Genomic DNA, 25,772 nt, shown 5'->3' on the forward strand with positions numbered 1-25,772 from the left:
GGTGCTTCACGTGACCACTCCCGCTGATACACAGGCATACATCGCGTCCGTCATGGCAGGCCTGACCGGCCCCGGTGGGCCTTTCGAAATGAGCGTCGAAGACGTTCTCGGTAGTTCGATGCCCGTCATGAAGAACCGTGACAAGTCGCTGGGAGACGTACTCGCAGCGTCTGTCGACTACGGTTCACGCGACTACCTGGTGACCAAGGACCGACGCTTCAGCTACCTCGAACATGGTGCTGCCGTTGCCGCTCTAGCCACTGCGCTGCGCGAACAGTTCGGCGTCGGCAAGGGCGATCGTGTGGGCATTCTTGCCGCCAACACACCGGAATGGGTGATCACGTTCTGGGCAGCCCAGGCGCTCGGAGCCATCGCCGTCGGTTTCAACTCGTGGTGGGTGGCACGTGAGGTGAAGTACGGCATCGAACACACCACACCGACCGTGGTGATCGCCGATGCCAAGCGCGCGCAGATTCTTTCCGGGTTGGGCACCGATATTCCGGTGCTCACCATGGAAGAGGATTTGCCGGCCCTGATCGAGAAGTTCTCCGGATCACCGCTTCCCCGTACCACGGTCGACGAGGACGATCCGGCCGTCATCCTGTACACGAGTGGAACCAGCGGACGCCCCAAAGGAGCTGTTCACACCCACCGAAATGTGTTGGCGGTCATCGATTACCACCGCTACAGCGACCGTCTCGCTGCAGCCTTCACCGGGCAACCCACCGACGGACGACCGAGCGACTTGCGTTATCTGTTGACCGCGCCGCTGTTCCACATCGCAAGCCTGCACAATCTGGCGGTCCCTCGACTGGCCACGGGCGGCGCCGTGGTCATTCATCAGGGCGCCTTCGACGTCGACGAAGTTCTCTCTCTCGTCCAGCGCGAGAAGGTCACCAACTGGGCGGTCGTCCCCACCATGGCAAGCCGTCTGCTCGAACACGGCAATCTCGAGAAGTACGACCTGACGTCATTGAGCGCGTTTGCATTGGCTTCAGCGCCGTCGTCTCCGGCCCTGCAGGAACGCCTACGGGCACAACTGCCTTTTGCGCAGCACGCTCTGGTGGACAGTTACGGCCTCACCGAATCCTCGACCGGAATTTCGGTTGCGACGCCCCCGGAACTTGCTGCATTTCCCGGAACTCTCGGCCGGCCGATCATCGGTGTGAGCGTGGAGGTTCGCGACCCCTTCGGTGTTGCGGTTCCCGACGGGGAGGAAGGTGAAATCTGTGCGCGCAGTCCCTATGTGATGTTGGGATATTGGAACGACGACGCGGCCACCGCAGCCGCTATCGCCCCCGACCGCTGGCTCAGGACCGGCGACTTCGGAGTTCTCGAAGACGGTCGCCTTCGACTCACCGGGCGCAGATCCGACCTGATCCTGCGCGGCGGCGAAAACATCTATCCCCTCGAGATCGAACAGTGCCTCGACGAGCATCCCGCTGTGCTCGAATGCGCCGTGATCGGCTTTGATTCTGCAGACCTGGGCCAGGAAGTTGCTGCCGTCGTCGTTCTGCGTGACGAAGGCGCCGCGACGGAAGAGGAACTACGCAGCTATGTCGCCGAACGGCTCGCTTACTTCAAGGTGCCGGTGAAGTGGCAACTGAGCACAACTCCTCTGCCCCGCAACGCAACCGGAAAAACCATACGTGCAAAGGTGGTTATCGCATGACCTACGACGCCGTGATCAACAACGGACTGTGGTTCGACGGCACCGGAGCCAAACCGGCAATCCGCAACCTGGGAATCCGGGACGGCCGAGTCACCGCTATCTCGCTCGACCCCCTCGACGAAACCGATTGCCCCCGGGTCATCGACGCCCGTCGAAAGTGGGTGATCCCGGGAATCGTGGACATTCACACGCACTACGACGTCGAGATCCTGGAAGGGCCGGCGCTGAGCGAATCCCTGCGGCACGGCGTCACGTCGATCTTTGTCGGGTCGTGTTCGCTGTCCACCATTCACGCCAGCCCGTCCGATGCAGGCGATCTCTTCGGACGCGTCGAAGCAATCCCACGCAAACACGTCGTCGAAGCACTCACGAGGGCCAAGACCTGGAACTCCGCGCGCGAGTACATCGCCGCACTCGAGTCACTTCCGTTGGGCCCCAATGTGGCAGCCTTCATCGGGCACTCCGACATGCGAGCTGCCGAAATGGGGTTGGACCGTGCAACGCGGAAGGACGTGCATCCCAGTGATGCCGAACTCGCGTCGATGGAAGCGCATTTGACCGAGGCTCTTGACGCCGGCTTCGTCGGAATGTCCGGCCAGCAACTGCTGTTCGACAAACTCGACGGTGAAACCTGCCGCTCACGCACCCTGCCGTCGACGTATGCAACCACGAAGGAACGACGCCGACTCAACGCGATCCTGCGTCGCCGGGGTCGGGTATTTCAGGCCGGACCAGACCCCACCAACCCAGTGAGCACCGGTGCCATGGCATTCACCAGCGTGGGCCTCTGGCGTAAGCGACTCAAAACGAGCATGCTCTCGGCAGCAGACATCAAGTCGAACAAGTTTGCCGTGGCAATTCTCGGACCGCTGGCGCATCTGGTCAATCGACTCGGCGGTGACCTGCGCTGGCAGCATCTGCCTGTGCCCTTCGAGGTGTATGCCGACGGAATCGATCTGGTTGTCTTCGAGGAGTTCGGATCCGGGGCTGCGGCACTGCATCTGACCGACGAGATGGAACGCAACGTTCTGATGCAGAGCGAGGAGTACCGTCGACAATTCCGCAAGGACTACGACCAGAAGTTCGGCGTCAAGGTGTGGCACCGCGACTTCTTCGATGCCGAAATCGTTTCCTGCCCAGACGATTCTTTGGTGGGTAAGACCTTCGGCCAGGTCGGCGTCGAGCGTGGCAGCATCCACCCGGTCGACGCGTTCCTGGATCTGGTGCTCGAGCACGGAACCAAGGTTCGTTGGCGCACAACAATTTCCAACCACCGCCCCGAGATACTGGACAAGTTCGCTCAGGACAACGGCGTACAACTCGGATTCTCGGACGCCGGAGCACATTTGCGCAACATGGCGTTCTACAACTTCGGCCTACGACTACTTCGCCGCGTGTACGACGCCCAGAAGATCGGCCGGCCCTTCATGACGGTCGAGGCAGCAGTACATCGTCTCACCGGCGAACTTGCCGAGTGGTACGACGTCGATGCGGGGCACCTTCGATTGGGTGACCGCGCCGACCTTGTCGTTATCGATCCCGCTCATCTCGACGATTCGCTCGAGGCTTACGCCGAGAGTCCGGTTGTGGAGTACGACAACCTCTCTCGCATGGTCAATCGTAACGACGAGACCGTAACCGCCGTATTCGTCGGCGGCGAGTACGTATTCGGCGAGGGCGAAGCAGCACCGGTTCTCGGCAACCGCCGAACCGGAAAATTCTTGAAAGCAGGTGCCCATTAACATGTCCAGATTTGCCGGCAAGACCGCGGTCGTCACCGGCGCAGCCTCGGGGATCGGCGCGGCGATTGCATTGCGCCTCATCAGCGAAGGCGCGCGCGTCGCAGGCATCGATATCTCCGAGGGCGCACTGAAGGAGATCGCGGCCCAACACGACGGTTCCTTCCTCGCCGCACCGGCCGATGTGACCAAGGAGTCCGATGTCGCCGAGGCCATTGCCGCTGCGGCAGCGGAATTCGGTGGGATCGACATCGCATTCAACGTTGCCGGAGCGTCGAGGGTGGGACAGATCGTCGACCTCGACGAAGCGGATTGGGACTTCACCATCGATTTGGTGCAGAAGGGTGTGTTCCTCTGCACCAAACACGAAGCGCGCCATATCCGTGAGCACGGAAGGGGTGGAGCGATCGTCAATGTCTCCTCACTCAACGCCCATATTCCGAGCCCGTACGGAAGTGCATACGCCACCGGCAAAGCCGGTGTCGAGATGTTCAGCAAGAATGCCGCGATCGAACTCGCGGCGTCGGGAATCCGTGTCAACGCGGTTCTCCCCGGTCTGGTCGACACCCCACTGGTCGCGCCGGTGATGGGTTACGAACCCGCTCGCGACATGTTCCTGGATCGAATCCCCATGGCCCGAGCGGCAACTCCCGAAGAGATTGCCGCTCCCTGCCTGTATCTCGCGAGCGACGACGCCACCTACATCACCGGAACATCACTGGTGGTCGACGGCGGTTGGGAAGTGTCGAACTACCCGGATCTGACAAAACTCGGTAACTGAATCAGTTTCCGGGCAGCACGCACTGCGTGTCGAGGCCGAGGACGTGGTTGAGCCGGCCGAAGGCCAACCACGATCCGAGGCACATGCTCAGTTCCACGATTTCGGCCTGAGAGTAGTGGGCAGTCATGCGTTCCCAGAACTCGTCGTCCAGTCCGTGATGATCGAGTGCGTACCGCTCCGCGTATTCGGCGGCCAGCCGTGTCCTGTCGTCAAAAGCATCGGTGGTTCGCCAGTCGGTGACGGACTGCGCAAAATCGGACTCGACAGTTGCACCGTCACGTTCGGTTCGCCAGTCCTGGCAGAAGATACAACCGTTGATCTGAGCGATACGCAGCCGAGCGGCCTCGAACTCTCGCAGACCGAGAGTGGTGTCGGAATACACCTTTTGGGAGAACGCGGCTGCGGCGGGACCGATGCCCGGAACCATCTCACCCCACACGTAGCCGATCGGATTCTTGCCCTCAGGGATGTCGATGTTCATATTCGGTCCTCCAGGTATCGGCGCCGAGTTTGCCGACGCCTGGGGTGAGTGGGACGTCGAGCGCGTCGTACAAGCCAGGTTCGGCGGCCCGCAACCACGGGATCGCATTGACGAGACGCCCTACAGCAGTGGCATTTCCACCGGCCGCGCGATTTCCACCCTCGTCGGTGGCCTCGACGTTGATCTCAATTCGTGGGCGGCCTTCGATGATGACCTTGTGCACCCCGTCCCCATCGCCCGGAGGACACGGCCAGTCAGGAGCACACGACGGGTGAATCCGGGTGACGTGTTCGATGACGATCAACGGTTTGCCGTCGACAATTCCCTGAACTTCGAATCGCAAACCGCCCTGGGTTCCGGCGGAAAAATCACCCATGTGCTCGGTGGTCACCGTCTCGTCGAGAGCCCGGCGCAGCAGGGTCTCACTGATGCCGTCGAGTTCGACGCCCAACGCACGTGCGATGAGCCGAATCTGTCCTCCCCACACCATCGTTGGGACACCTGACGCAACCATGGGCGGGTCGTACTCCATCGGCTGACCCATACCGACGAGGTAGCGCACCGAATCCGGCTGGTCGTACGTCGTGTAGTCGAAAATCTCCTGACACCGAATCTGGTCGATAGTTCCGGACAGGCCCGTGATCATCACCGGCAGAATGTCGTTTCCCCACCCAGGATCGACGCCGGAGACGAACAGCGCGCCGCCGCCGGCCTTGGCTGCGGCCAGGACGGGATCCCGCACTTCGGGCGGCGCCGAACGGTGGTCATACAGGGCGTAGACCGAGGGCGTCACCACGACAGCGCCGCCGTGTAGCGCGCGCATGATGTCCGCGGTGGCATCGTCCGGCCGGATCTCACCCGAAGCTGCGTAGACGACGGCGTCGGGAACAGTGGCAAGAACGGCATCGGCATCATCGGTGGCAACCACACCCAACCGGTAGCCGAGTTGCGCGAGGTCTCCCGCATCTCGGCCGACCTTGTCGGGATTTGCGACTACGACTGCGCAGAGTTCGAGCGCCGGATTGGCGGCGACGGCCCGAATCGAGGCACGGCCGACGTTTCCCGTCCCCCACACAACCGTCCGGATCTTCGCCTCGATGTCGCGGTCATCCATAATTCGGACAGTACCCATTCCGGGGTAGTTGTCACGGCCGAATGCGCGAATCTACCCGGTGAGGAAAACCAGGGCTTTCGGCGGGAGAGTCGCGCCGGGGCTGCGCCGATACGTCTCGGCCGGTCTGCCCGTAGTAGCCCTCACGTATTCCCCGGTACTGACCAGCGCGTCGACAACATGACGCCGGAAGCTGTCCTTCTGCAATTCACGATCGAACACCACCTCATAGAGTTGCCGCAGTTGGGGGACGGTGAACGTGTCGCCGAGGAGATCGGCCGGGTCGACGGCTTCGGCAAACCGGCTTCGGAGGTCGGCAACTGCCAATCCGACTATCTCGGTGTGGTCGAAAGCCAGGTCCAGGGCACCGTAGGCATCGAGGAGGATCGCGTCAACCGGCAAGTCACCTTCCGGCAGCGCGGCTGCGTGCGCAACCGACAAGACCCATCCTCTGTCGTCGCGATTCGGGTTGTCGAGAATTGCCAGTTGATGGAACTCCGCATCTACCATTCCCGCTTTGGAGTGCAAGGCCCGATCTGCTGCGGCAGTGAGTAATTCGCGCTCATGGAGAAAGGTGCCAGGCAAAGCGAACTTGCCCAGCCGATGCTCGACTACAAGCACTTTGAGGGCAGCGTCCGAATAGGTCAGAACGGCGACGTCGACAGCGACCGACGGCCGCGGGTAGTCGGTTAACGATTTGCCACTCGCGTCTGTCCATTCATTCACTGTTGCATATTAGCTCAATCATGATCTATGTTTAGCGCAAAGTTGAGCAAAGGGGTTGATGTGAGGCTGAACGCACTACAGGCCGATCGCGCGGCAGGGGTACTGCTCGGCACGGCAGCCGGCGACGCACTGGGCGCCGGATACGAGTTCACGTATCCGAAGGCCGAGGTTGTCATCGACATGATCGGCGGCGGCCCGTTCAAGTGGGCGCCGGGTGAGTGGACGGACGATACCTCGATGACCGTAGCCATCGCCGAAGTCGCCGCAACCGGGATCGATCTTGCCAGCACCGAGGGCCTGGATGCCGTTGCAGCACAGTTCATTCGGTGGTACGACTCGAAACCCGAAGATATCGGCAATCAGACCCGGGCCGTACTCTCCGCCCGCTCTCCCAACGCAGCGGATATGGCGACTCGTGCGAAGGCGGTCAGCGGACTCAAGGGCGGCAACGGTTCGCTTATGCGCACCGCGCCAGTTGCGCTGGCTTACCTTGACGACCCCAAAGGTGCTGTCGATGCCGCGTGGAAGATCGGCGCACTCACGCATGACGATCCGCAGGCCGGCCAAGCCTGTCAGATATGGACCCATGCCATCCGCCACGCAGTGATCCACGGAAACTTCGACGGTGTCCGCGACTACCTGACCGTCGCCGATCAGGAGGTGGTCGATTATTGGGGACCACTGCTCGACCAGGCCGAAAATGGCAGCCCGCGAGACTTCTCCAAGAACGGCTGGGTGGTTCACGCACTCCAGACGGCATGGTGGGCAATAACTTCCACCGACAGCAGCAACACCGAACATCTGCAGCACGCGCTCGAAGCCGCGGTCCGAGCCGGCGGCGACACCGACACGACTGCCGCAATCGCCGGTGGCCTACTCGGCGCCCGCTGGGGAGCGTCGGCGATACCGGAGCGGTGGCGCCGCATCATGCACGGGTGGCCGGGGTATACCTCCACCGACTTGATTCGTCTTGCACTCAACACCACAGGAGAAGCGATGCCCACCATCTCCGTCGTCGAAGGTGACATCACCACCCTGGACGTCGACGCAATAGTCAACGCCGCCAACACCGCTCTCCTCGGCGGTGGGGGCGTCGACGGCGCCATTCACCGCGCCGGTGGCCCGGAAATCCTCGAAGAATGCAAAGCTCTGCGCGCCTCCAGCCTGCCCGACGGCTTGCCGGTGGGCTCAGCCGTAGCCACCACAGCAGGAAAGATGAAAGCACGCAACGTGATCCACACCGTCGGCCCGCGATACTCACGTTCGCAGGATCGGTCGGCGCAGCTACGATCGGCGTACACGCAAAGCCTGGCCGTGGCCGATTCCCTTGGCGCCCAGACCGTCGCCTTCCCGCTGATCTCTTCGGGCGTCTACGGCTGGCCCAAGGAAGACGCTGCAAAACAGGCAGTTGCGGCGATTCACTCAGCGCATACCGCTGTGGACAACGTCATTCTCGTTGCCTACGACAAGCCGTCGGCGGATGTACTGCGGCGAGCACTCGAGTAGCGGCTAGCGAACCCTCATCCGGCGGTTCAACTGCCGACTCCCGAAGTCCAGACCCGCACCGTCACTGGTGGCCAGTGCTGTCAGCACAGCGGCGACGAGCAGCGATATGACTACGACACCCATGATGCGCACCTCGTTCGGACTCGAGCGGAAACACTTTTCTGAAAACAAGTATATGTAACTTAGGGTTACGTGCAATGTGTTGTCACTCACCTGAAACCCGCGATCGCGCTCCGAATCACATCAAACCTGGGCAATTCACAACGTCAACACCGTCGGCGTTGGCCACACCGGAAGAGATGCGATGTTCGAAGCGTGTGGGGCACTGCGCGTCGGAGTGTCAGGAAACCGAGGATCTGTTTCCGCGTAGGGGCGTCACGCGCCATGCCACAGCCGTCAGGGCGGCAGCAGTTCCCGCTGCCGGCCAGAGGGCGTGAGTGCCGATCCACCGATGTGCAAGCGCTCCCAGGACTGCACCGCCGATCAGACCCGCACACATTCCGAAGTGTTGCAGCCACGCCCACCGCGGGCCGCCCAGGAATGCGCCCGTCAAACGTTGGCCCATTTTCACCAGGGCACCCGTCATGTAAGTGACGCCGATGGTTACCTCGCCGTCACGCTGGAACACCGAATTGACCGCGCCCATGGACAAAGCCATAGCGGTGACCGCACCGGGAATGATGCCGAAGCTACCCAGTATCGCCCCCAGTACCAACAATGCGGTCACCACCGATAGCACGGTAACCTTGCGTGTCCGAACCGAATAGCGTTCCGTGACATACGTGATCACCGTGCCGAGCGCGATACCGAGCAGGAAGAGCACAATCACGGCCGCGGGCACTCGGGCGGCGGCCCACAATCCGTCGGCGATCGAGACGCTCATCTGAGTCATATTGCCGCTCATGAACGATACGAACTGTCCGCTGAGAACGATGAAGCCGATCGCGTCGACGTATCCGGCCAGCCCGGCAAGCGCTATCGCCAAACCGATGAGTGATCTGCTGTATCCCGTCACCCGAAAAGCCTGTCACAGTCGACCATGAACCATGCAGTCGCAACCGGACAGGTTATGCGTCGAGCGCTGTGAATCCTGCCAGTTGACGCAATCTCACCAGATCTACTTTCCGCCGCGGACGCGTCACCCCCGGACGGTTGCGTGGAACCCGAACCCGAAGCGCAGCGGGCCGGACCTCGCATCGCACGGGGACCGGGAAGACCAATGCTTCACCATCGACGCCGACAGGAATCTCCGGCCGATCGGCGTCGACGATCACCTCTAATGCCGTGGCTTGCGTCAGTCCCCGCCGATGTGCGCGGCGAAGCAACCCGAGGGCCTGCCGCGGGCTGTTGACCGACAGCGCGACAACGCCGAGTGTTCCCAGGTCCAGCCGCGGCCGTTGCCCGAGTCCGGCAAGGTCATCCGTCTCATACGGGCCGTTGCTGACCAACACCGCTTGTGGTGACTCGATGACGCGGTCCTGAACGTGCACGACAAATTTTGCGCCCTGCTGCTCCGCCAGGACATCCGGGAGCATCCGCACGACCGTACTGGTCTTGGCATCGCGATACGACGGATTCTGCACCACTTCGGCATACGCGCCGAACGACGCGTTGTTCACAAACGGTCGATCACCCACAGTCCCCAGATCGACGTAGATGTCGACGCCGTCATTCAAAGCGTCAAGGCAGCGCGACGGATCTTGGAGATCCAACCCGAGATCTGCGGCAAAATGATTGCGTGTACCTGCGCTGATCACCAGATAGGGCAACCCATGTTCGGCGGCGACCGCCGCCACCAAGGCCTGTGTTCCGTCGCCTCCCGCGACACCGAGTAGATCAGCCCCGTTGTCGACGGCCTTACGCGCCACGTCTGCCACGTCAACCGGGTGGGCGGGGTCGAGAACGTATACCTCGGCACCCAATTCTCGAGCCTTGTCGATCAAACCGAATTTTCCGACCTTCCCGCCGCCCGAATTTGGGTTCATCACGAAGAAGGGCCGATCTGCAGGGCTCGAAGGATGTTCCGGGACAGGAGAACCCGACTCATCGTCTTGCAGAGCGGCCCGAGCGCACAACGCGGCCACAATCAACAAACCGATCGTCACCAACACCACTGCAAGCAGATTCGCCCGGATCAGAAAGACGAGCACCACTATCGGCGTCAACACCCCGATTGCCAGAGCGAACCAGCGTACAAACCCGCGACTGGTGAGAAACCAGTACGCGGCAACCACACTCACCACCACAGCTCCGACGCCCATGATCAACAACATCAGCGTCTTCAAGCCGGCAAAGACCAGCAGAACCACCACTGCTGCGAATGCCGCGACCACTGCCGCCCTGGCCAACCATCGTTGCTTGCTCGTTGCCATGTCAGCTCCCCTGTTCAACTACGTCGTATGTCATGACATCAAGCGTGAGCGGCATCTGATTGCTGCGCCGACCGGTGTCCACGCCCGTTGCGAACTGCGCCGCGGCACCGGAATCCGTGACCGAATCGAGGTTGTCCTGGTTCACGATTCGGTTTGTCAGATCGAAAGAACGTATCTCGAACGGAAGTCCGTTCGACGCCAGAGGATTCGGTCCGTCCATGATGTGGAAATGCAGATGCGGGGCGTCGGTGTTACCGGAGTTACCCAACTTGCCCAACGATTGACCCGCCGTCAGCTTGTCACCGACCTCGAGCGGGATACTTCCTCTCTGCAGGTGAGCGTAGAAGGCATATCGACCGTTTCCGAGATCCTGAACAACATGATTACCACCGAATTGATCGAGCGTGAGCCCGACGGGATCAGCGCCAGGAGTCTGTTCCGGAAGGTCATTCACCATCGAAACAATCTTGCCCTCCGCTACGGCAAAAACATCGCTGCCGTAGTAGGGATAACTGTTGACGGACGTCCGATCTCCATTGAACATCTTTCCCTCGGACGTCAGTTGAACGTAGTCGATGGCAAATCGCTCCGGAGCAAAAAGCTGTCCGTTGAGGGGACTGACGGCACCACGGTGAGCTGTTAGACCACAACAACCGTTTCCGTTCAACCAGTTCTCACCGTTCAGCGGCGGATCGATCACTACCGCAGACTGTGTCGATACCGTGGTCCGAGCCACGATCTCCGTCATCTCTGCCGGGAGAAGCGGCGGATTCGGGGTGGCCACCGCCACCGAAATTCGATGTTCGACAACCTCGGGAACCTCTGAGCTGGACGGTACCGTCACGTCTATCCAGGCCAAGCCCGATTGACCGGGGCCCAGAGTCTCCGTCGGCCTCGTAGCGCCGAATACCCTGATCCACGGCAGAAGCCCGTCGGAAATCGAACTCTGCAACGGAACTCCGTTCGACACCGGCTCGATACTCCGCAAGGTAAGCGGCTGCGCGAGGGTATTCGTGAGGAACAGCTCGTACGCGAGGTGTACCTCTCCGTCAGTGGCGGTTACCGGAATCGGAGCGGCAAGGGTAGCGGCAGTCAACGGGGTGAGCACTGGTTCGGCTGAGTTGGAGCCGGGAGCAGAAGTGAGCGAAGAATCCGAAGGAGTCGTCTGTGAATTCTGCGTCGTGGAGCACGAGACAACCATCGCCGCGGCAAGAAAAACTAATGCAATGCTGTTCTTTCCACTCGGACTTGCCATTTCAGGAATGTTAGACCTGAACCAGCCCGGTTGCGATAAATGCGCTCGATATTTACCGTATCGAATTCAATCCTTGGATAAGCGCATTTATGCATACCCACTAGGACTTCATTTATTCGTCTTGACGGCATTTTCTCGAGGTGACGCAAGATTCGCTACCATCGGGGACCGTGCTCCCACCTCTAGATCAGCAGGCTGAACGACTCATAGCTCTCGGTATCGGCGACATCGCCGGGATCTCCCCCACTGCGATACGTGCAGCAGCAACGTCCCGCGCCGAGAACTCTCTGCTCACCATCCACGAAAAGTACGCTCCCGCTTCATCGTTGGCCCACCTTCTCGAACGCCAGGGCAAACACGGCTTTGTTGTCACCGACATGACCGATGTAGATCAGTTCACTCCCACCGAGCACGCAGTGCCCCCGGACAATCCCGTGTATCTACTCGAGGACCTCGACCGAGGCGACGCAATGTCCAACTGGAGTCCGGACGAAGCGCTACCCGCAATCCTCGAAGCCGGGCGCACGCCGTTGACGCTCACCGAGGGTATCCACTGGCTGCTCCAATGCCCGGACGTTCTCGAACGTGGCCATTGCTTCATGACCATCGGCTCACGCTTGCGCAAACCCAACGGCGCACTGGATACGCGTACCCCCGCGCTGTGGATCAGCAACGGGACCGGGCGCGACGGTAAGGACAATCGCAACGCCCCCAAGGTCGGCTGGTGCTGGGCCGGCAACCGCCACACCTGGTTGGGATTTGCGTCAGCGAACACCCGAATTCCGATCAACGCATAGATCCACGGAGACCGGGTAGACAGCAGTACCGACTGCTCGCCTACCCAGTCCAGTGGAGTACATGATGTTTCTCAGTGACCAGTCTCTTCGTAACCGCACCCATCGCTTCGGGACAGCAATGTCGGCCTCATCGCTGCAGTGGCCACCACCGACGCCGGCGCAACGCACTGCGCGCTGGGGCGAAAGATCGGAGATGCTCGGCGCCCTGTCGGTACTCGTGTTCTGGGCTTTCGGCGTCGGCATCGTGCTCGGTGCGGGCGCCATCGTCATGGGAGTGTTCACCTTGCGCCGCCTTGGCCGGGATCCGAGTAGCACGCTGCCGGGAGATGCCGTCGTCGGCCTGATCACCGGCATCATCGGGCTTGCCCTGAGCGCATCGTTCTTCGTGGGAATACTGCCGCACTTGTAGCTAGTGTGTTGTGCCGCTGATCTTTTCAGCAGCCTCCATCAGTTCGCGCACTGCGCCGCGGGCCAGATCCTCGGACGCGGTAATCAACGTCAGGCAACCGGCCGGCTCATTGGCCGGCTGGGTCAACGGCACGCCGAGACCCCAGTATCCCGGCTCGACTTCGCCGTAACTGACGACGTAGCCGTCCCGGCGGGCATCGGTGACTCGACTCGATTCCCCGGGGACGGGCGGCTGCCCGGCCAACAACGCATAGCCGGCGGCGCCGCGGTCGATAGGGTGGCGACCACCCTCACGGAACGACACCCAGTACCGAGCATTCTTCGGCTCGACGACGGCGACGGCCACCGCTTCGGAGCCCTCCGCGACAAACAGCGCAACACTCGCGCCCAAGGAATTCGCGAGCCGACGCAACAACGGTGTCGCCTCGTCCCGAAGGCCGGCGTACAAGTCCCGAGCGAGCGCCGCCAATCCACCCCCGGCCCGGTACTTGCCGTCCGCACCGCGCTTGATGAGCCGGAATTCAGCCACAGTGGTGAGCAACCGCGACGCAATGGTCCGGTGAACACCCAGGGCATCGGCAACTTCCTGAATTGTCATTCCATCGGGAGTGGTGGCAACCAATTCGAGGGCCTGCAATCCCCTCGCCAGCGTTTGCGAGCCCGGTTGTTTGCCGGACGACCCATTCGATTCTGAAGCCACGCCCTTGACTCTATTCTCTCGGGGCTTGACGCCGGATCGGCACATCCTCAAGCAGTGGCTGCGGCGGCCAGGTCCTCTTCCCGTCTCGCCTCCGGAGTCTCCGGATTCTCACTGCGGCCGCGGTAGGTCGCGTCGAGAAGCAACGTCGCGATTCCGGCGATCACCAACACCCCACCGAACATCATGTAGACGCTCTTCGGAGTCCAGCCACCATCGAGCAGGTAGCCGGTCAGAATCGGAGCGATAATCGAGACCGTGCGACCGCACCCGATCATCCAGCCCACACCGGTGCCCCGGGCTGCCGCCGGGTAGATGGGCGGGCTGATCGCGTAGAAACCGGTGATGCCGCCATTGGCAAAAATGCCGACCAGTACCGCGAGCGTCAAAGCCAGGGCGACGATGTGGAATCCGGAGGCATAACCGATGAACGCAAATACTCCACCGAACATCAAGAGAACTGTCACAACTCGCGGCCGCAACACGATCGACAGGCCCGCAAAAATGATCGATCCGATGACACCACCGACGTTGACGAGCACACCGGCAGTGACGCCCATGTTCGAATCACCCGTTGCATCGGACAGCAACTTCGGTGTCCAGGTATTGGCGAAGTAGAACGACGCGATCAAGCATGAGTACCCGAGCCAGAGGAAAACCGTGCGACGCAGCATGATTCCCTTGAAAAGGCCGTCACGCACCACACGTTCGGTCTTTCGAATCGGAACGGGCAGTTCCGACGACTGCTCGTAGCCGAGCCGATCCGCGATCTCGTTGTACCGCTCCAGTGCCCCGACCGGCCGCTTCTCGATGAGGAACTCGATGGATTCCGGCAGGGTCTTGATCACGACAACCAGCATGATTGCGGTGATGATCGTGCCGAAGATGAACGCCGACCGCCAGTCGAACACGGAAATCAGGACGCCGGAAATCGCGCCACCCACGGCTCCACCGAGCGGGTAGCCGACACCATAGATTCCCAATGCGGTGCCACGACGCTTGTCCGAACTGAACTCCGATACAAGAACATTCAGGTTCGCGACCAGCCCACCGATTCCCAGGCCCGCAAACGCACGGAACGCGATGAGCTGGGGAACGTTGACAGCGCAGGCAGACAACGCCATTCCGACAGTGATGCCGACCAGGCACCAGATCGCAAGCCGGCGCCTACCTATCTTGTCCGCCAATGGGGAGATGAAAATTGCACCGAGAGCCGTGCCGATGATGCCGGCGCTGAGCAGGTAGCCGATCTCGACGGAGCTGATGTCCCAGGACTTTCCGAGGTGAGGCGCTACGAACGCCATGACCAGGATCTCGAAACCGTCGATCATGCTGAGGATCAGACAGATCGCGATTGTCGAAATCTGATATCGGCGCATCGGTTGCGTCCGAATCGCTTCACGAACATCCATCGAGGTCTACTTTCATAAGATGGGAGGGGGCTTCCCCCGAGTAGCAAGAATCAGATATCCCGCAGAATCGCGGTCGTGACGGCAAAGCCGGAGATGTATTCCTTGATCGGCCGGTAGAACTCGTAGGCGATCTCGTATTCACCGCAGGCCCGTAGGGCAGAGTAGGCAGCCACCCAGTTGCGCACCTCATGCGAGGAGTGCCCGGCTACCGCATCCATGTCGTCTGCGGTGTAGCGATCGAAATCCTCGATCTGCCCGGACGCGCACACGTCGAGAAATCCTCTGTCCCACTCCGGATTCAGATCCATGATGTCGGCCTCGTCCGCCGCGAACTTGACGGCCGTGTCGATGACTCGCTGTTGCCTGGCCGCACGCGCCTGCGGCGTCGGATTCCGGCCGTCGGTCAGCATCTTGCGCTGAGCCTCGTCGGCGGTGGCGATCTGCGGAACCGGCGGATCATGTGACAGCCCACCGGAACCGATGAACAGCACCTTCTTGTCGGAATTCTTGAAATACGCGCCGACGGCCTCGCCGAACTTACGCACGCGGGCAACCTTCACGAACGGCCTGGCCACCGAATTGACGAAGACTGGGATCAGCGGTTTGGACGCTACGTCTCCGTAGATGATCTCCATCGGTTGCACCGCACCGTGATCGACCTCCATCTGACGTGAAATCGCAATGTCGAGCCCCTGATCCATCACGAACTGCGCCAAGTCCTCGGCCATAGCTTCCGGCACGTTCAGTTCACCGGCAAACGAGTCGTAATCGCCACTGCCCTTTGCCTTGTAGCCGATGCAGAACGGCGGCATCAGATCGTAGAAGAATCCGTTGTAGTGATCGGGTCCGAAGTTCACGATCACATCGGGATCAAAATTGTGAACAAATGCGCGGGCCTGGTCGAACGCTGCTTCCACCGATGCTTTGACATCGGCCGGCGGGTCGAGGTGGTGCAACAGTGGGCTGTGCGACATGCACAGCAAAGCCTGCTTCATGACCGGCTCACACCCCGAGCGGAAAGATACTGCGTGATAACGGTATTGAACTCTTCTGCCCGCTCGACCTGTGACCAGTGGCCACACTGGCTGAAGATATGCACGTCGGCATTCGGGATGACGTTGAGTAACTCCCAGGTACGCGAGACGGGGATCACCACGTCCTGGACACCGTGGATCAGCAGAACCGGAACATCCAAGCGGGAGAGCACATCGAAATCGAGCGGTAGTTCGGTGCGGTCACGGTCTCGGGCTGCGACCACCTCGGCGAGGCGATCCGAGGCCGTATCGTTGAGCGCGGATTGGTAGCGCAGGGACACCAATTCGTCAGTGACAAGCGACTTGTCGACAACAAAGAGTTCGAGGGTCTTGCGAATCCCCGCTTCGGTCAGGTTCGGGTTGGAGTGACCGGCCAGCGCGCCCGTCAACTTTGCGCCGCCCGTGCCCATCGACACGATTCCCAGAAGGCGTTCCGGGAAATCGATGGCAAACTGGAATGCAAGCCAACCGCCGAGGGAGTTTCCGACAATCCACGTCTTCTCGATGCCGAGGGCGTCGAGAACGCGCACCGCGTGGCGAACCCATTCCTTGATTCCGTACTCGGTGTTCGGAGCAACAACGCTCTGCCCGTAGCCGATGGAATCGATTGCGATGCAACGCCCCTGCTCACTGAGAACCGGAAGATTGAGCCACCAGTTGGCGGCGGCGGTGACGCCGGTGCCCGAACCGTGCAGGAACAGGATCGGGGTACCTTCGCCCAGTTCGTGGTAGTGGGTGAGTTCGCCGTCTGCGGTCTCGATCCACTTGTCTTCGAGGCCGAAGAAATCGTCGGTGATGTACGCGGGAATCTCGGTTGTAGTCATATATCTGGCTTTCTCGTAAGTGTGTGTGGCGGATGGTTAGAGCGCGACCGGCACTGCGACCGCGTCCGCGACAGCGCCGGCCGGAGTGAATTTCATTGCGGCCAGGATCGCGTCCAACGTCTCCGGGGCATGCTGCGTCAGGCAGGCGCCGGCAACAAAACGGTCAGGGCGAAGGAAGACCAAGGGAGTGGGACGGTCGTCGAACCACTTCTTGAGTCGGCCGGTGTGATCGCCGAGAACCATAACGTCCGGATCCATGTGCTTCTGAGCCCATTCGCGCTGGGTCTCCGGAACTACCGCAACAAGGCGGGCACCGAGTAGAGACAACTTGTCGAGCGAGGACTGCGGGAGCACGTCCTTGGGGCTGTTGCCCCACACGATCACGGACCACCAGTTGCCGATCGCGTCGTCGAGCAGTTGGTCCGACGCATCCCGCGAGTTCACACGCGGCTGTGGGAACTGGACGCCAACCGGTGAGTTCTTGACGTTGGCGGTCAGCACCGGGACGAGCTTGCTCGTGAGTTTCGCTGCTGCACTTCCCGATTCCCGAGTGTTCGGGTCGGCCAGCACTCCCCTGGTGTAGCGCGGCATCGGCTTGAAGCGCATGTCCGCGAAGTAGCTCTTGACCTGAGGGAAGAGATTGAGTACCGACGACGCAGCGTCGCGGAGAACAGCACCGACCGGATTGGTGATCTTGATGAGCCGTCCGAACGTCAGCGACAGATCCACCATTGCCTGGGCGTGATCCTTGCGCTCCGACGTATAGGTATCGAGCAGTGCGTCGTCCGCCTGACCGGAAAGTACGGCGGCCAACTTCCACCCAAGGTTGGTTGCGTCGCGCATACCCGAATTCCAGCCCTGACCCATCCACACCGGCATCAGGTGCGCGGCGTCGCCCGCGATCAATTGGCGGCCCTTGCGGAAGTCGGAAGCGACGCGGCCGTGATGGGTGAAGACGCGTCGTCGAATGAAATCCAGTTCCGCCGGGTTGGGAACATGATCTGCCAGAAGAGCATTCACGTAGTCGGGGTCCGTGACCTGCTCTTCGGTTTCGTCGTCGTGCAGCATGAATTCCCAGCGCCGAACCGCGTGGGGTAGACCGATGGACACGTACGGACGCTTCGGATCGGCACCCAGGAACACGTTGGGGGTTCCCAGCGGATCGTTGTTGACGTCCACGACAAGCCAACGTGTAGAAGGTGATTCACCCTCGAAGCTGACACCGAGACGCTTGCGGGTCGGAGACTTACCACCTTCACACCCCACCAGGTACTGCGCACTGAATCGCCGCTCTTCGATGGTTCCGTCGGGGCGAGAAACCAACGCGATAGCGGTAACCGACTGGCCGTCTTCTTCGACGTTCTCGACGCGATGACCGAACAACACCTGAACGTTCCCGAACCGGGACAGTCCCTCATACAGCGCCTTGTCGGCTTCCGGCTGGATGAAGCCGTGCTTACGTTCCCAGCCGAATTCCACGGTCTGCGGGTTGTTGACCAGCATGACCTTTCCGGCACCGTTGACCAGACGCATGATGTGCTGCGGATTTGTGTGCGGACGGATCGCATCCACCAGGCCCACCGTCTGAATGGTGCGGAACGACTCGTCGTCGAGTCCCACACCACGCGGGTAGTCGATCAGCGTATCCATGGCCTCGAGCACGGTGACCTGCTTGCCGTACATGCCGAGGATGTTCGCCAACATCAGGCCGGCGGGACCGGCGCCGACGATGAGTACTTCGGTGTCCTGAGTGGTTTTCATGGCTTCCTATCTGCGCTAATGCAACTATCGCGTGCCCTAGCGCACTATATGCACGATGCGTCTATTAGAAACCACGAAGCGGGGTACGTCAATGAGCTTTTGTGACCGGGGCCGCATTTGGTGCCCGATGGGATCGCTCAGACAGAATGGCGCGGCATCAAAACTGCAGCTAGAGCATGGTTTGCCGGCCTTCTTCATGTGCCCGAGACACAAAATGGCCGCGCCGGAGGTTGTTCACCTCCGGCGCGGCCATTGCGCAGATCTGAAGCCTCTAGACGACCCTGAGATCGAAGGTATGCCGCATCTCGCCGATACCTTCCACGTATGTCGTCAGCGTGTCACCCGCTCCGAGCAGCACCTTCGGGTTGCGGCTGAAGCCGACACCTGCCGGCGTACCGGTGAAGATCGCGTCGCCCGGCAGAAGAGGCACGATGCGGGACAGGTACTCGATAACTTCCGGAATCGTGAAAATCATGTCGCTGGTGCGACTCTTCTGCATCAAGGTGCCGTTGATCGAGCATCCCAGCTCGAGATCATTCGGATTCTCGAATTCATCGGGTGAGAGCAAGACCGGCCCCATCGGACTGAAACCTGGGAACGACTTCGCCAGACCGAACTGCTGCGGCGCGGTACCTCGCCATTGTGTGTGCCGTTCGGACAGATCCTGGCCCACGGTCAGTCCTGCTACATGACCTCATGCATCCGCGGCACTCACGTTCTCCGCCCGCCTGCCGATCACCGCGACAAGTTCGGTCTCGAAATCGACAGCGCCCTCCGGCAACAGAATCTTGCCGCGTGGACCGGTCACCGACGCCGGAAACTTCCCGAATACCACCGGTATCTCGGGGATCTCCAGGCCGGACTCCACTGCATGGTCCCGGTAGTTCAAGCCGATCGCAAAGATCTGTGGCGGCAACGGCACCGGGCTTCCCAACGCCGAGTTGTCGATCTTCACTCCAGGAGCGCCCTCGAACTCACTCGCCCAGTGCGTGAACTCATCCCACCGCGAGTAGAGGCTTTGCACGTCGGAGGAGAAGGTCCCGTTGCTGGCAATTTCGATATCAACAGCACCGGCGTCCATTCCAAGACAAGCCCGGCCCGATAAGTTGTAAATACGCATAGCGAACTACCTTTCGAAGAATAGTGACAAACGCCGAGGCGCACATTTCCCGAACCTAACGGCGATCTCAAGTACAGCTCCCGACAAGTCGGCAATTAGACAGCCCACAGCTTGGGTACCCCTGACCTTGCGCACCCTGCCGGCCGGGAGGAGCAACACCATGAAACTCAACTCGCGAATCGTGGCGTCACTTGCAGCTTGCACATTGTTCTTGGGCGGATGCTCGGATTCGCCCAGTACGGATGTCAGTACAGCTACTGGTACTCCTGGAAACGGCGACTTCGCTGGACTGGTGGACATCGGTGACGGCCGCAGCATGTATTTGACGTGTAAGGGGACCGGATCGCCCACCGTGGTGTTCGTGTCCGGTCGAACCGATCGCGCAGATATCTGGAAAACCGTCGCAGATCCGAATCCGACCGAAACTGCAGTTTTCGACGGCGTAGCCGAGACGACCCGGGTGTGCGCTTACGACCGCCCCGGAACTGTCACCATCACCGGCGAGCAAGTAGACGCAAGCCGCTCCACTCCTGTCCCCCAGCCCACCACCGCCGAAGACGGAATGCGCGACCTTCACGCTTTGCTGAGTGCGGCCGACGTTCCCGGCCCCTACGTCCTGGTCGCCCACTCCTGGGGTGGCTTGATCGCTCGGCTCTATGCCGACACCTATCCGACCGACGTCGACGGTCTGGTCCTCGTGGATACCCTCACCGAACTTCTCTACGACGGCCTGACTCCACAAGAGCAGCAGTGGTGGCTCACGCTCAACAGCAATTACTCTCCTGATCTCGAACCGTACAACCAGGAGAAGAGCAATTTGGAACCCAGCTTCCAATCACTACGCGACGCAGGCGATCCCCCTCCGATGCCCGTTGGGATCCTTGTCTCCGATCAACCGTTCGACCTCGAACCACTCTCGGCTGCAGGTGAATTGCCACCAGGGATACCTGTCGATTTCGGTCCGACGATATTCGCGGCCCACATTGCCGGACAGCAGGCTCTGGCCGAACGTCTACACGCACACCTCGATCTGGACACCGATGCCGGCCACTACGTCCACACCGAGCAGCCCGCACTCACGACCGATGCAATCGACGAAGTTGTTGATGCTGCTCGAACAAATCCGGATCAGTGGTTTTCCTGAAGAACGTCAAGGACGGCAGCACCACACCTTTGCCTCTACGCTCAGTCACACACTGTCCGTGCACGAGAAAGCCGGTCGACTGACGATGAGCACACACGACACGCCATCCGCCCGTTCAGTTCTGCACACACCGCGATTCTGGCTGGCACCGGTGATCGTTGTGCTGTTGCTGATGTCGGCGCTCGCTGCGCTGTATATGGGCGGAATCCTCGACCCCAAGAAGCATCTGGACGAGTTCCCGATCGCTCTGGTGAACGAAGATGTCGGCGGTACCTTGCCCGGAAGCGATCCCGCTGCAGTCGAGAACTTCGGAAACGACATCGCCGCCGCGCTCGAAAACGGGATCGATCCCGAGAAAATCGACTTACAGCAGCTCAGTCTCATCGAATCGCAATCACGACTCAGCTCCGGGACGCTCTACGGCTCCATCGTCATCCCCCGCGACTTCACCCAGCAGACAATAGCTCTGGCGCAGGGAAGCGTCGCCGCCACAGAGGTGCAACAACCGATCATCACCATCTACACCAATCCACGAGCCGGTTCCATCTCCGCGTCGCTGGTGCAGTCGATCGGGACAACTGCCCTGGAGCCGGTCAACAAGAACATGGGTGAGCAACTCACCACGCTTGTCACACAACAATTGCAGGCAGGTGGTACCGGAATGCAGCTGTCCGGCGCCAGTCGACTTCTCCTCGAAAATCCGGTGAATGTTCTTACGGTCGCGCATGATCCGCTTCCCGACGGTACAGGATTCGGTCTTGTCGCTTTCTATTTCGCCCTACTGCTGGTCCTCGCCGGATTCACCGGAGCGACAGTCGTCAATTCCCTGGTAGACGGAATGCTCGGCTACGCACCCACCGAGTTCGGTCCCCTGTTCGTACAGAACGACGTAGTCGGGATCAATAGATTTCAAACACTTCTCATAAAATGGGGCTTCATGATCGTGCTGTCCGGTGTGGTGTCCGGACTGTTCCAGTTGATCAGCCGCACCCTCGGAATGCCTGTCACACAAGGCTTTGCCTTGTGGGCATACGGCACCCTCGTGATCATCGCGGTCGGAGTCACCGCCATGTCGGTGATGGCGGCGTTCGGCTCGCTCGGCATGCTGATCAACCTGTTCGTCTTTGTCATCCTCGCCCTGCCATCGTCCGGTGGCACGATTCCGCTCGAAGCAAGCCCCGGCCTCTACTCCTGGCTTGCGCAGTTCGAACCGATGCACCAGATCTACATGGGCACCCGCGCAATCCTGTTCTTCGGCGCCCACGGCGACGCCGGCCTGACCCACGCAATCTGGATGACGTTGCTCGGCCTGGCAATCGGACTGGTGCTCGGATTTGTTGTCACACGCCTCTACGATCGGAAAGGCTACGAACGAACCCATCGCGCAAAAACAGCCTGAAGCAGTTCCCGCGCTCAGGTTTGCCGGTCACGAAGTGCGTCCGCCTTGGCGATGAGCACCGCCTTCTCACGTTCGTTTCCTGCCAAACGAGCAGCCTCGAGCAGTTCGGTGCGGGCCTCCTCGGTTCGCCCGAGCTTGCCGAGCAACTCACCCCGAACACTGGGCAGCAGGTGATATCCGGCGAGTTCGCCGGAAGCAACAAGCTTGTCGACGAACTCGAGAGCAGGCGCCGGACCGTATGCCATCGATACCGCTGCAGCATGGTTGAGATCCACGACCGGCGATGGGGCAAGCTGTTGCAGCGCCTCGTACAGCAGCACGATCTTCTTCCAGTCGGTGTCCTCGAAAGTTGCTGCTCGTGCATGACATTCGGCAATCCCGGCCTGCAGTCCGTAAGGCCCTCGACCCCGACCGACGTCGTCCGCCCTCGCCAAAGCAACCAGACCGCGGGTGATCTGGGTCCGATCCCACCGCGCCCGATCCTGATCCGACAGCAATATCGGTTCACCGTCGGCGGTGGTGCGTGCGCCAAATCGTGATGCCGACAGCTCCATCAACGCAACCAGCCCGTGTGCTTCCGGTTCCCGCGGAACAAGTTCCGCAAGAATTCTCGTCAGCCGCAATGCTTCACTACTGAGGTCGGTCCGCATCCACTCGGTTCCCGAACTGGCGGCATAGCCCTCGTTGAAAATCAGATACAGCACACCGAGAACTGCGCTCAACCGATTCGAGAACTCATCCCGCGGAGGCACTTCGAAGACCACCTTGGCCGCCGTCAGGGTCTTCTTCGCACGAACTATCCGCTGCTGCATCGTTGCGGTCGGCACGAGAAACGCCTTTGCGATTTCCTCCGTCGTCAAGCCTCCGACCACGCGAAGAGTCAATGCCACCTGAGCTTTTCGATTCAAGACCGGATGACAGGCCATGAAAATCAGCCGAAGAACATCATCGTCGATGCGATCCGGATCCCAACCGTCTTCGTCGAACCGATTCGCATCGTTCTCGAGCTCACGCGCAAAGTGCGCGTATCGCTCGTCGAGGCGTTCTCGTCGACGCCACCCGTCGATGGCGCGCCGCGTGGCGACGGAGGTCAGCCATGCTGCCGGATTGCGGGGAATGCCCGTGGCAGGCCACTGCTCGATCGCTTCGAGGAGTGCCTGCCCCGCAACATCTTCGGCAAGATCCAAATCGCCGACAGTACGAGTGAGTGCGGCGACGATCTTCGCGCCGTCAATGCGCCACACCGCATCGACGGCGTTCCTCACCGCATCATCAGTCACGACTCAGCTCGAGACAGGGCGATCCGTACCCAATTCTTCACGCCAGCCGGCTTCCTTCTGGATGTACTCGTTGCTCTGGTCGAAATCTTCCATCTCCGAAACGCGGCGAACCTCGAGCTTGCTGCCCGGTCCAAGCGGACAGCGCTTAGCCCACTCCAGAGCCTCGTCCTTGGTGGAGGTCTGAAGGATCCAGAAGCCCGAGAACAGCTCCTTGGTCTCGCCGTACGGACCGTCGGACACGAGCGGCGGATCGGACTCGAAATCGACGATGAATCCCTCCTCCATCGCCAGGCCCTCACCTGCGAGGAGGACTCCCGCCTTGATCAGTGACTCGTTGTACTGGCCCATCGCGGCGATAATTTCGTCGAAATCCATGTCCTTCGACGCTTCGATGGCTTCGTCGGTGGACCGCATGATCAGCATGTACTTCATGGGAATCTCCTTCGTTTGTGGACCGCTCATTCGGTCCCTCTGTCTACACGTCGAACGGCAAAGACGCCGATCGACAAACTTCCGAAACTAATTTTCGAAGGACAAGTCCGCCGGTCGAATACGTTGCCCACGGTATCGGCAGAAGGGTCGTCGGGCAGCTCAGAAGTCGAGAAATCCCGGCACGACTTCATTGGCGAGCCCGGTCGCGTCAGCGCTCCCGTAGAAATACACTGAGCCGTAGCCAAACAGGTATTCCTCCACGAACTCGGATTGCGGCTCGGCAACCACCGGCCACCCCTCTTCATTGATCTGGAACAGGAAGCGATGCCCGTCCGCCTCGACGGCATCGGCATAGGACGGTTCATTTTGTATGAGTACCGGTTGCGGCGCGATCAGTACCAACGGCATCACCTCGTCGTCTGCGGGAACTTGAATCAAGGCGGCGCTCCCCAACCCACTATGTCTTCCGGCTGATGCCGCACTACGAGCGGACGGCGGATGCAATACTGCCCGAACCCCGATGCCCGGGTATTCGAGGTCGTCGTCGCCGATGGAGAAGCCGCGACGGACGAATACCGAAAGCTCTCGGTCACCGAGCCACGGCGCCGTATGTGCCGCAAGCGTCAGAAGATACTCGTGCGTCTGCAGAATCGGCTGTCCGTCAAAAACCTGGGGCGGGCGTCCACCGATCCTGGCCCCGACTTCCGAATCGCTCGAATCGACCACGAGATGTAGTGTGCCCACCAGCGTCATCCTAGGATGATCCGACGGGCGTCGGATGAAGGTCCGACAATTCCCTACAAGCCGCTGGTGACGTGAGACACACCGCACTCGATGATGGGTGCATGACATCATTCCCCACTCTCGACCCCGAACTCGCCGCAGCGGTCACTATGCTCCCAAAGGTCACCTTCGCCGACCTACCCGCTGCACGGGCAAACTTCGAGTCCCTAATTGGCACCATGTTGGCTGACCTGTCGTTCGACGGAGTCACGCTTCGCGAACTATCTGCTCCCGGAATCGACGACGATCCCGAGGTCGCCATTCGCTTCTTCACTCCGGCTGCCGCCACAGGTCCGATCCCCGTACTTCTCTGGATCCACGGCGGCGGATTCGCCATCGGCACAGCCGAATCCACTGATCCATTTTGCGTTGAGGTTGCGCGAGAACTCGGATTTGCCGTCGCCAATGTCGAGTACCGACTCGCCCCGGAAACCCCCTTCCCCGGCCCCGTGAACGACTGCTACGCCGCGCTCGCCTACATCCACGCACACGCCGAAGAACTGGGAATCGATCCCAGCCGCATCGCCGTCGGTGGCCAGAGCGCCGGCGGTGGACTTGCCGCCGGAACAGTGCTGAAAGCCCGAGATGAAGGCGTTGTGCCCGTCGCATTTCAACTTCTCGAGATCCCAGAACTCGACGACCGGCTGACAACGGTGTCGATGACAAACTTCGTCGACACTCCGCTGTGGAACCGCCCAAACGCGATCCTTTCGTGGCAGTACTACCTCGGCGAATCGTATTCGGGGCCCGAAGATCCGAACGTCTCGATCTACGCCGCTCCGGCCCGCGCCACCGATCTCCGAGGATTGCCCCCGACCTACCTGTGCACTATGGAGCTCGACCCACTCCGTGACGAAGGAATCGAGTACGCCCTTCGCCTACTCCAGGCGGGTGTCAGCGTCGAACTCCACTCCTTTCCCGGCACCTTTCACGGTTCTGGTCTCGTCACAACTGCAGAGGTAACCAAACGAAGCAGCGCCGAGGCGTTCAGCGCACTGCAGCGAGGCTTGCGCGCGTTGTCACCAGTCTCGTAGCTTT

23 protein-coding genes and 2 pseudogenes are annotated in these 25,772 nt (G+C 60.8%); 10 read left to right on the forward strand and 15 right to left on the reverse strand.

What is annotated here, in order from left to right:
- The first annotated feature begins 10 nt into the window (after positions 1-10).
- The 3 genes from FEZ60_RS23625 to FEZ60_RS23635 are packed head-to-tail and all read left to right on the forward strand — an operon-like array spanning position 11 to position 4,192.
- Complete coding sequence (locus tag FEZ60_RS23625) at positions 11-1,672, forward strand: AMP-binding protein (RefSeq protein WP_172937128.1); 1,662 nt, start codon at positions 11-13, stop codon at positions 1,670-1,672.
- Entirely contained in the window at positions 1,669-3,414 is a 1,746-nt protein-coding gene (locus FEZ60_RS23630; protein ID WP_092804749.1) for a hypothetical protein, read from the forward strand. The genes FEZ60_RS23625 and FEZ60_RS23630 overlap by 4 nt, the downstream gene beginning before the upstream one ends.
- A 1-nt stretch (position 3,415) precedes the next feature.
- Positions 3,416-4,192: an SDR family NAD(P)-dependent oxidoreductase gene (locus tag FEZ60_RS23635; RefSeq protein ID WP_045065635.1), complete on the forward strand. Its 777-nt coding sequence runs from the start codon at positions 3,416-3,418 to the stop codon at positions 4,190-4,192.
- Between the two features lies 1 nt (position 4,193).
- Here the strand turns inward: FEZ60_RS23635 and FEZ60_RS23640 are convergent, their stop codons facing one another.
- The 3 genes from FEZ60_RS23640 to FEZ60_RS23650 are packed head-to-tail and all read right to left on the reverse strand — an operon-like array spanning position 4,194 to position 6,510.
- Entirely contained in the window at positions 4,194-4,673 is a 480-nt protein-coding gene (locus tag FEZ60_RS23640) for a carboxymuconolactone decarboxylase family protein (RefSeq protein WP_045065637.1), read from the reverse strand.
- On the reverse strand, positions 4,654-5,787 hold the full coding sequence (locus tag FEZ60_RS23645) for a dihydrodipicolinate reductase (protein WP_172937129.1): 1,134 nt from the start codon (positions 5,785-5,787) through the stop codon (positions 4,654-4,656). Before FEZ60_RS23645 ends, FEZ60_RS23640 begins: the two co-directional genes overlap by 20 nt.
- A 51-nt stretch (positions 5,788-5,838) precedes the next feature.
- On the reverse strand, positions 5,839-6,510 hold the full coding sequence (locus FEZ60_RS23650; protein ID WP_172937130.1) for an NUDIX hydrolase: 672 nt from the start codon (positions 6,508-6,510) through the stop codon (positions 5,839-5,841).
- Between the two features lie 27 nt (positions 6,511-6,537).
- Here FEZ60_RS23650 and FEZ60_RS32635 point away from each other — a divergent pair.
- Together FEZ60_RS32635 and FEZ60_RS32640 are read left to right on the forward strand one after the other, a co-directional pair.
- A pseudogene (locus FEZ60_RS32635) lies at positions 6,538-7,413 on the forward strand (ADP-ribosylglycohydrolase family protein); the annotation flags it as partial.
- 93 nt (positions 7,414-7,506) lie between these two features.
- Positions 7,507-8,016, forward strand: coding sequence for an O-acetyl-ADP-ribose deacetylase (locus FEZ60_RS32640; RefSeq protein ID WP_242484802.1), 510 nt, complete (start codon positions 7,507-7,509; stop codon positions 8,014-8,016).
- Between the two features lie 340 nt (positions 8,017-8,356).
- Here the strand turns inward: FEZ60_RS32640 and FEZ60_RS23660 are convergent, their stop codons facing one another.
- The 3 genes from FEZ60_RS23660 to FEZ60_RS23670 are packed head-to-tail and all read right to left on the reverse strand — an operon-like array spanning position 8,357 to position 11,643.
- Positions 8,357-9,031 carry a YoaK family protein gene (locus tag FEZ60_RS23660; protein WP_141486871.1) on the reverse strand — a complete coding sequence of 225 codons (675 nt, stop codon included), beginning with the start codon at positions 9,029-9,031 and terminating at the stop codon, positions 8,357-8,359.
- A 52-nt stretch (positions 9,032-9,083) separates the two neighbouring features.
- On the reverse strand, positions 9,084-10,388 hold the full coding sequence (locus tag FEZ60_RS23665) for a diacylglycerol kinase family protein (protein ID WP_172937132.1): 1,305 nt from the start codon (positions 10,386-10,388) through the stop codon (positions 9,084-9,086).
- Between the two features lies 1 nt (position 10,389).
- Positions 10,390-11,643, reverse strand: coding sequence for a M23 family metallopeptidase (locus FEZ60_RS23670; protein ID WP_141486873.1), 1,254 nt, complete (start codon positions 11,641-11,643; stop codon positions 10,390-10,392).
- A 170-nt stretch (positions 11,644-11,813) separates the two neighbouring features.
- Here FEZ60_RS23670 and FEZ60_RS23675 point away from each other — a divergent pair, with 170 nt between their 5' ends.
- Positions 11,814-12,440 (forward strand): DUF5701 family protein, encoded by a 627-nt coding sequence (locus FEZ60_RS23675; protein ID WP_172937133.1) that lies wholly within the window; start codon positions 11,814-11,816, stop codon positions 12,438-12,440.
- Positions 12,441-12,558: 118 nt separating this feature from the next.
- Positions 12,559-12,849 (forward strand): hypothetical protein, encoded by a 291-nt coding sequence (locus FEZ60_RS23680; RefSeq protein WP_233366256.1) that lies wholly within the window; start codon positions 12,559-12,561, stop codon positions 12,847-12,849.
- Here the strand turns inward: FEZ60_RS23680 and FEZ60_RS23685 are convergent, their stop codons facing one another.
- The 6 genes and pseudogenes from FEZ60_RS23685 to FEZ60_RS23710 form a co-directional block, all read right to left on the reverse strand.
- Positions 12,850-13,548 carry a helix-turn-helix domain-containing protein gene (locus FEZ60_RS23685; protein WP_346343401.1) on the reverse strand — a complete coding sequence of 233 codons (699 nt, stop codon included), beginning with the start codon at positions 13,546-13,548 and terminating at the stop codon, positions 12,850-12,852.
- Positions 13,549-13,595: 47 nt separating this feature from the next.
- On the reverse strand, positions 13,596-14,957 hold the full coding sequence (locus FEZ60_RS23690; protein WP_045065648.1) for an MFS transporter: 1,362 nt from the start codon (positions 14,955-14,957) through the stop codon (positions 13,596-13,598).
- 50 nt (positions 14,958-15,007) lie between these two features.
- Positions 15,008-15,952 (reverse strand): 3-carboxyethylcatechol 2,3-dioxygenase, encoded by a 945-nt coding sequence (locus tag FEZ60_RS23695; protein ID WP_172937135.1) that lies wholly within the window; start codon positions 15,950-15,952, stop codon positions 15,008-15,010.
- A complete protein-coding gene (locus FEZ60_RS23700) occupies positions 15,949-16,815 on the reverse strand; it encodes an alpha/beta fold hydrolase (RefSeq protein ID WP_045065649.1) in 867 nt (288 codons plus the stop codon). The genes FEZ60_RS23695 and FEZ60_RS23700 overlap by 4 nt, the downstream gene beginning before the upstream one ends.
- 36 nt (positions 16,816-16,851) lie before the next feature.
- Positions 16,852-18,576: a bifunctional 3-(3-hydroxy-phenyl)propionate/3-hydroxycinnamic acid hydroxylase gene (locus FEZ60_RS23705; RefSeq protein WP_172937136.1), complete on the reverse strand. Its 1,725-nt coding sequence runs from the start codon at positions 18,574-18,576 to the stop codon at positions 16,852-16,854.
- Positions 18,577-18,847: 271 nt separating this feature from the next.
- Positions 18,848-19,696: pseudogene (locus tag FEZ60_RS23710) on the reverse strand (fumarylacetoacetate hydrolase family protein).
- 160 nt (positions 19,697-19,856) lie between these two features.
- On the opposite strand from FEZ60_RS23710, the gene FEZ60_RS23715 reads away from it, so the two are divergent.
- Together FEZ60_RS23715 and FEZ60_RS23720 are read left to right on the forward strand one after the other, a co-directional pair.
- Positions 19,857-20,840 (forward strand): alpha/beta hydrolase, encoded by a 984-nt coding sequence (locus FEZ60_RS23715; protein WP_116102469.1) that lies wholly within the window; start codon positions 19,857-19,859, stop codon positions 20,838-20,840.
- An 85-nt stretch (positions 20,841-20,925) separates the two neighbouring features.
- Positions 20,926-22,239, forward strand: coding sequence for a DUF3533 domain-containing protein (locus FEZ60_RS23720; RefSeq protein WP_033233894.1), 1,314 nt, complete (start codon positions 20,926-20,928; stop codon positions 22,237-22,239).
- 14 nt (positions 22,240-22,253) lie between these two features.
- Here the strand turns inward: FEZ60_RS23720 and FEZ60_RS23725 are convergent, their stop codons facing one another.
- The 3 genes from FEZ60_RS23725 to FEZ60_RS23735 form a co-directional block, all read right to left on the reverse strand.
- Entirely contained in the window at positions 22,254-23,519 is a 1,266-nt protein-coding gene (locus tag FEZ60_RS23725) for a sigma-70 family RNA polymerase sigma factor (protein ID WP_172937137.1), read from the reverse strand.
- A 3-nt stretch (positions 23,520-23,522) separates the two neighbouring features.
- Positions 23,523-23,951 (reverse strand): YciI family protein, encoded by a 429-nt coding sequence (locus tag FEZ60_RS23730; RefSeq protein ID WP_033233750.1) that lies wholly within the window; start codon positions 23,949-23,951, stop codon positions 23,523-23,525.
- Between the two features lie 159 nt (positions 23,952-24,110).
- A complete protein-coding gene (locus FEZ60_RS23735) occupies positions 24,111-24,704 on the reverse strand; it encodes a hypothetical protein (protein ID WP_116102464.1) in 594 nt (197 codons plus the stop codon).
- A 92-nt stretch (positions 24,705-24,796) separates the two neighbouring features.
- Between FEZ60_RS23735 and FEZ60_RS23740 the strand changes: the two genes are divergently transcribed.
- Complete coding sequence (locus FEZ60_RS23740; RefSeq protein WP_033233752.1) at positions 24,797-25,768, forward strand: alpha/beta hydrolase; 972 nt, start codon at positions 24,797-24,799, stop codon at positions 25,766-25,768.
- The last annotated feature ends 4 nt before the right edge of the window (positions 25,769-25,772 follow it).

The organism is Rhodococcus sp. MS16 (assembly GCF_013277795.1).
GTDB lineage: Bacteria > Actinomycetota > Actinomycetes > Mycobacteriales > Mycobacteriaceae > Rhodococcus_F > Rhodococcus_F globerula.

Excerpts from the sequence above, each read along its gene's own strand:
- FEZ60_RS23695 (WP_172937135.1), bottom strand. The coding sequence starts at position 15,952 with ATGAAGCAGGCTTTGCTGTGCATGTCGCACAGCCCACTGTTGCACCAC.
- FEZ60_RS23715 (WP_116102469.1), top strand. The coding sequence starts at position 19,857 with ATGAAACTCAACTCGCGAATCGTGGCGTCACTTGCAGCTTGCACATTG.
- FEZ60_RS23740 (WP_033233752.1), top strand. The coding sequence starts at position 24,797 with ATGACATCATTCCCCACTCTCGACCCCGAACTCGCCGCAGCGGTCACT.
- FEZ60_RS23665 (WP_172937132.1), bottom strand. The coding sequence starts at position 10,388 with ATGGCAACGAGCAAGCAACGATGGTTGGCCAGGGCGGCAGTGGTCGCG.
- FEZ60_RS32640 (WP_242484802.1), top strand. The coding sequence starts at position 7,507 with ATGCCCACCATCTCCGTCGTCGAAGGTGACATCACCACCCTGGACGTC.
- FEZ60_RS23635 (WP_045065635.1), top strand. The coding sequence starts at position 3,416 with ATGTCCAGATTTGCCGGCAAGACCGCGGTCGTCACCGGCGCAGCCTCG.
- FEZ60_RS23735 (WP_116102464.1), bottom strand. The coding sequence starts at position 24,704 with ATGACGCTGGTGGGCACACTACATCTCGTGGTCGATTCGAGCGATTCG.
- FEZ60_RS23645 (WP_172937129.1), bottom strand. The coding sequence starts at position 5,787 with ATGGATGACCGCGACATCGAGGCGAAGATCCGGACGGTTGTGTGGGGG.
- FEZ60_RS23700 (WP_045065649.1), bottom strand. The coding sequence starts at position 16,815 with ATGACTACAACCGAGATTCCCGCGTACATCACCGACGATTTCTTCGGC.
- FEZ60_RS23705 (WP_172937136.1), bottom strand. The coding sequence starts at position 18,576 with ATGAAAACCACTCAGGACACCGAAGTACTCATCGTCGGCGCCGGTCCC.
- FEZ60_RS23720 (WP_033233894.1), top strand. The coding sequence starts at position 20,926 with ATGAGCACACACGACACGCCATCCGCCCGTTCAGTTCTGCACACACCG.
- FEZ60_RS23630 (WP_092804749.1), top strand. The coding sequence starts at position 1,669 with ATGACCTACGACGCCGTGATCAACAACGGACTGTGGTTCGACGGCACC.
- FEZ60_RS23640 (WP_045065637.1), bottom strand. The coding sequence starts at position 4,673 with ATGAACATCGACATCCCTGAGGGCAAGAATCCGATCGGCTACGTGTGG.
- FEZ60_RS23670 (WP_141486873.1), bottom strand. The coding sequence starts at position 11,643 with ATGGCAAGTCCGAGTGGAAAGAACAGCATTGCATTAGTTTTTCTTGCC.
- FEZ60_RS23730 (WP_033233750.1), bottom strand. The coding sequence starts at position 23,951 with ATGAAGTACATGCTGATCATGCGGTCCACCGACGAAGCCATCGAAGCG.
- FEZ60_RS23680 (WP_233366256.1), top strand. The coding sequence starts at position 12,559 with ATGTCGGCCTCATCGCTGCAGTGGCCACCACCGACGCCGGCGCAACGC.
- FEZ60_RS23690 (WP_045065648.1), bottom strand. The coding sequence starts at position 14,957 with ATGGATGTTCGTGAAGCGATTCGGACGCAACCGATGCGCCGATATCAG.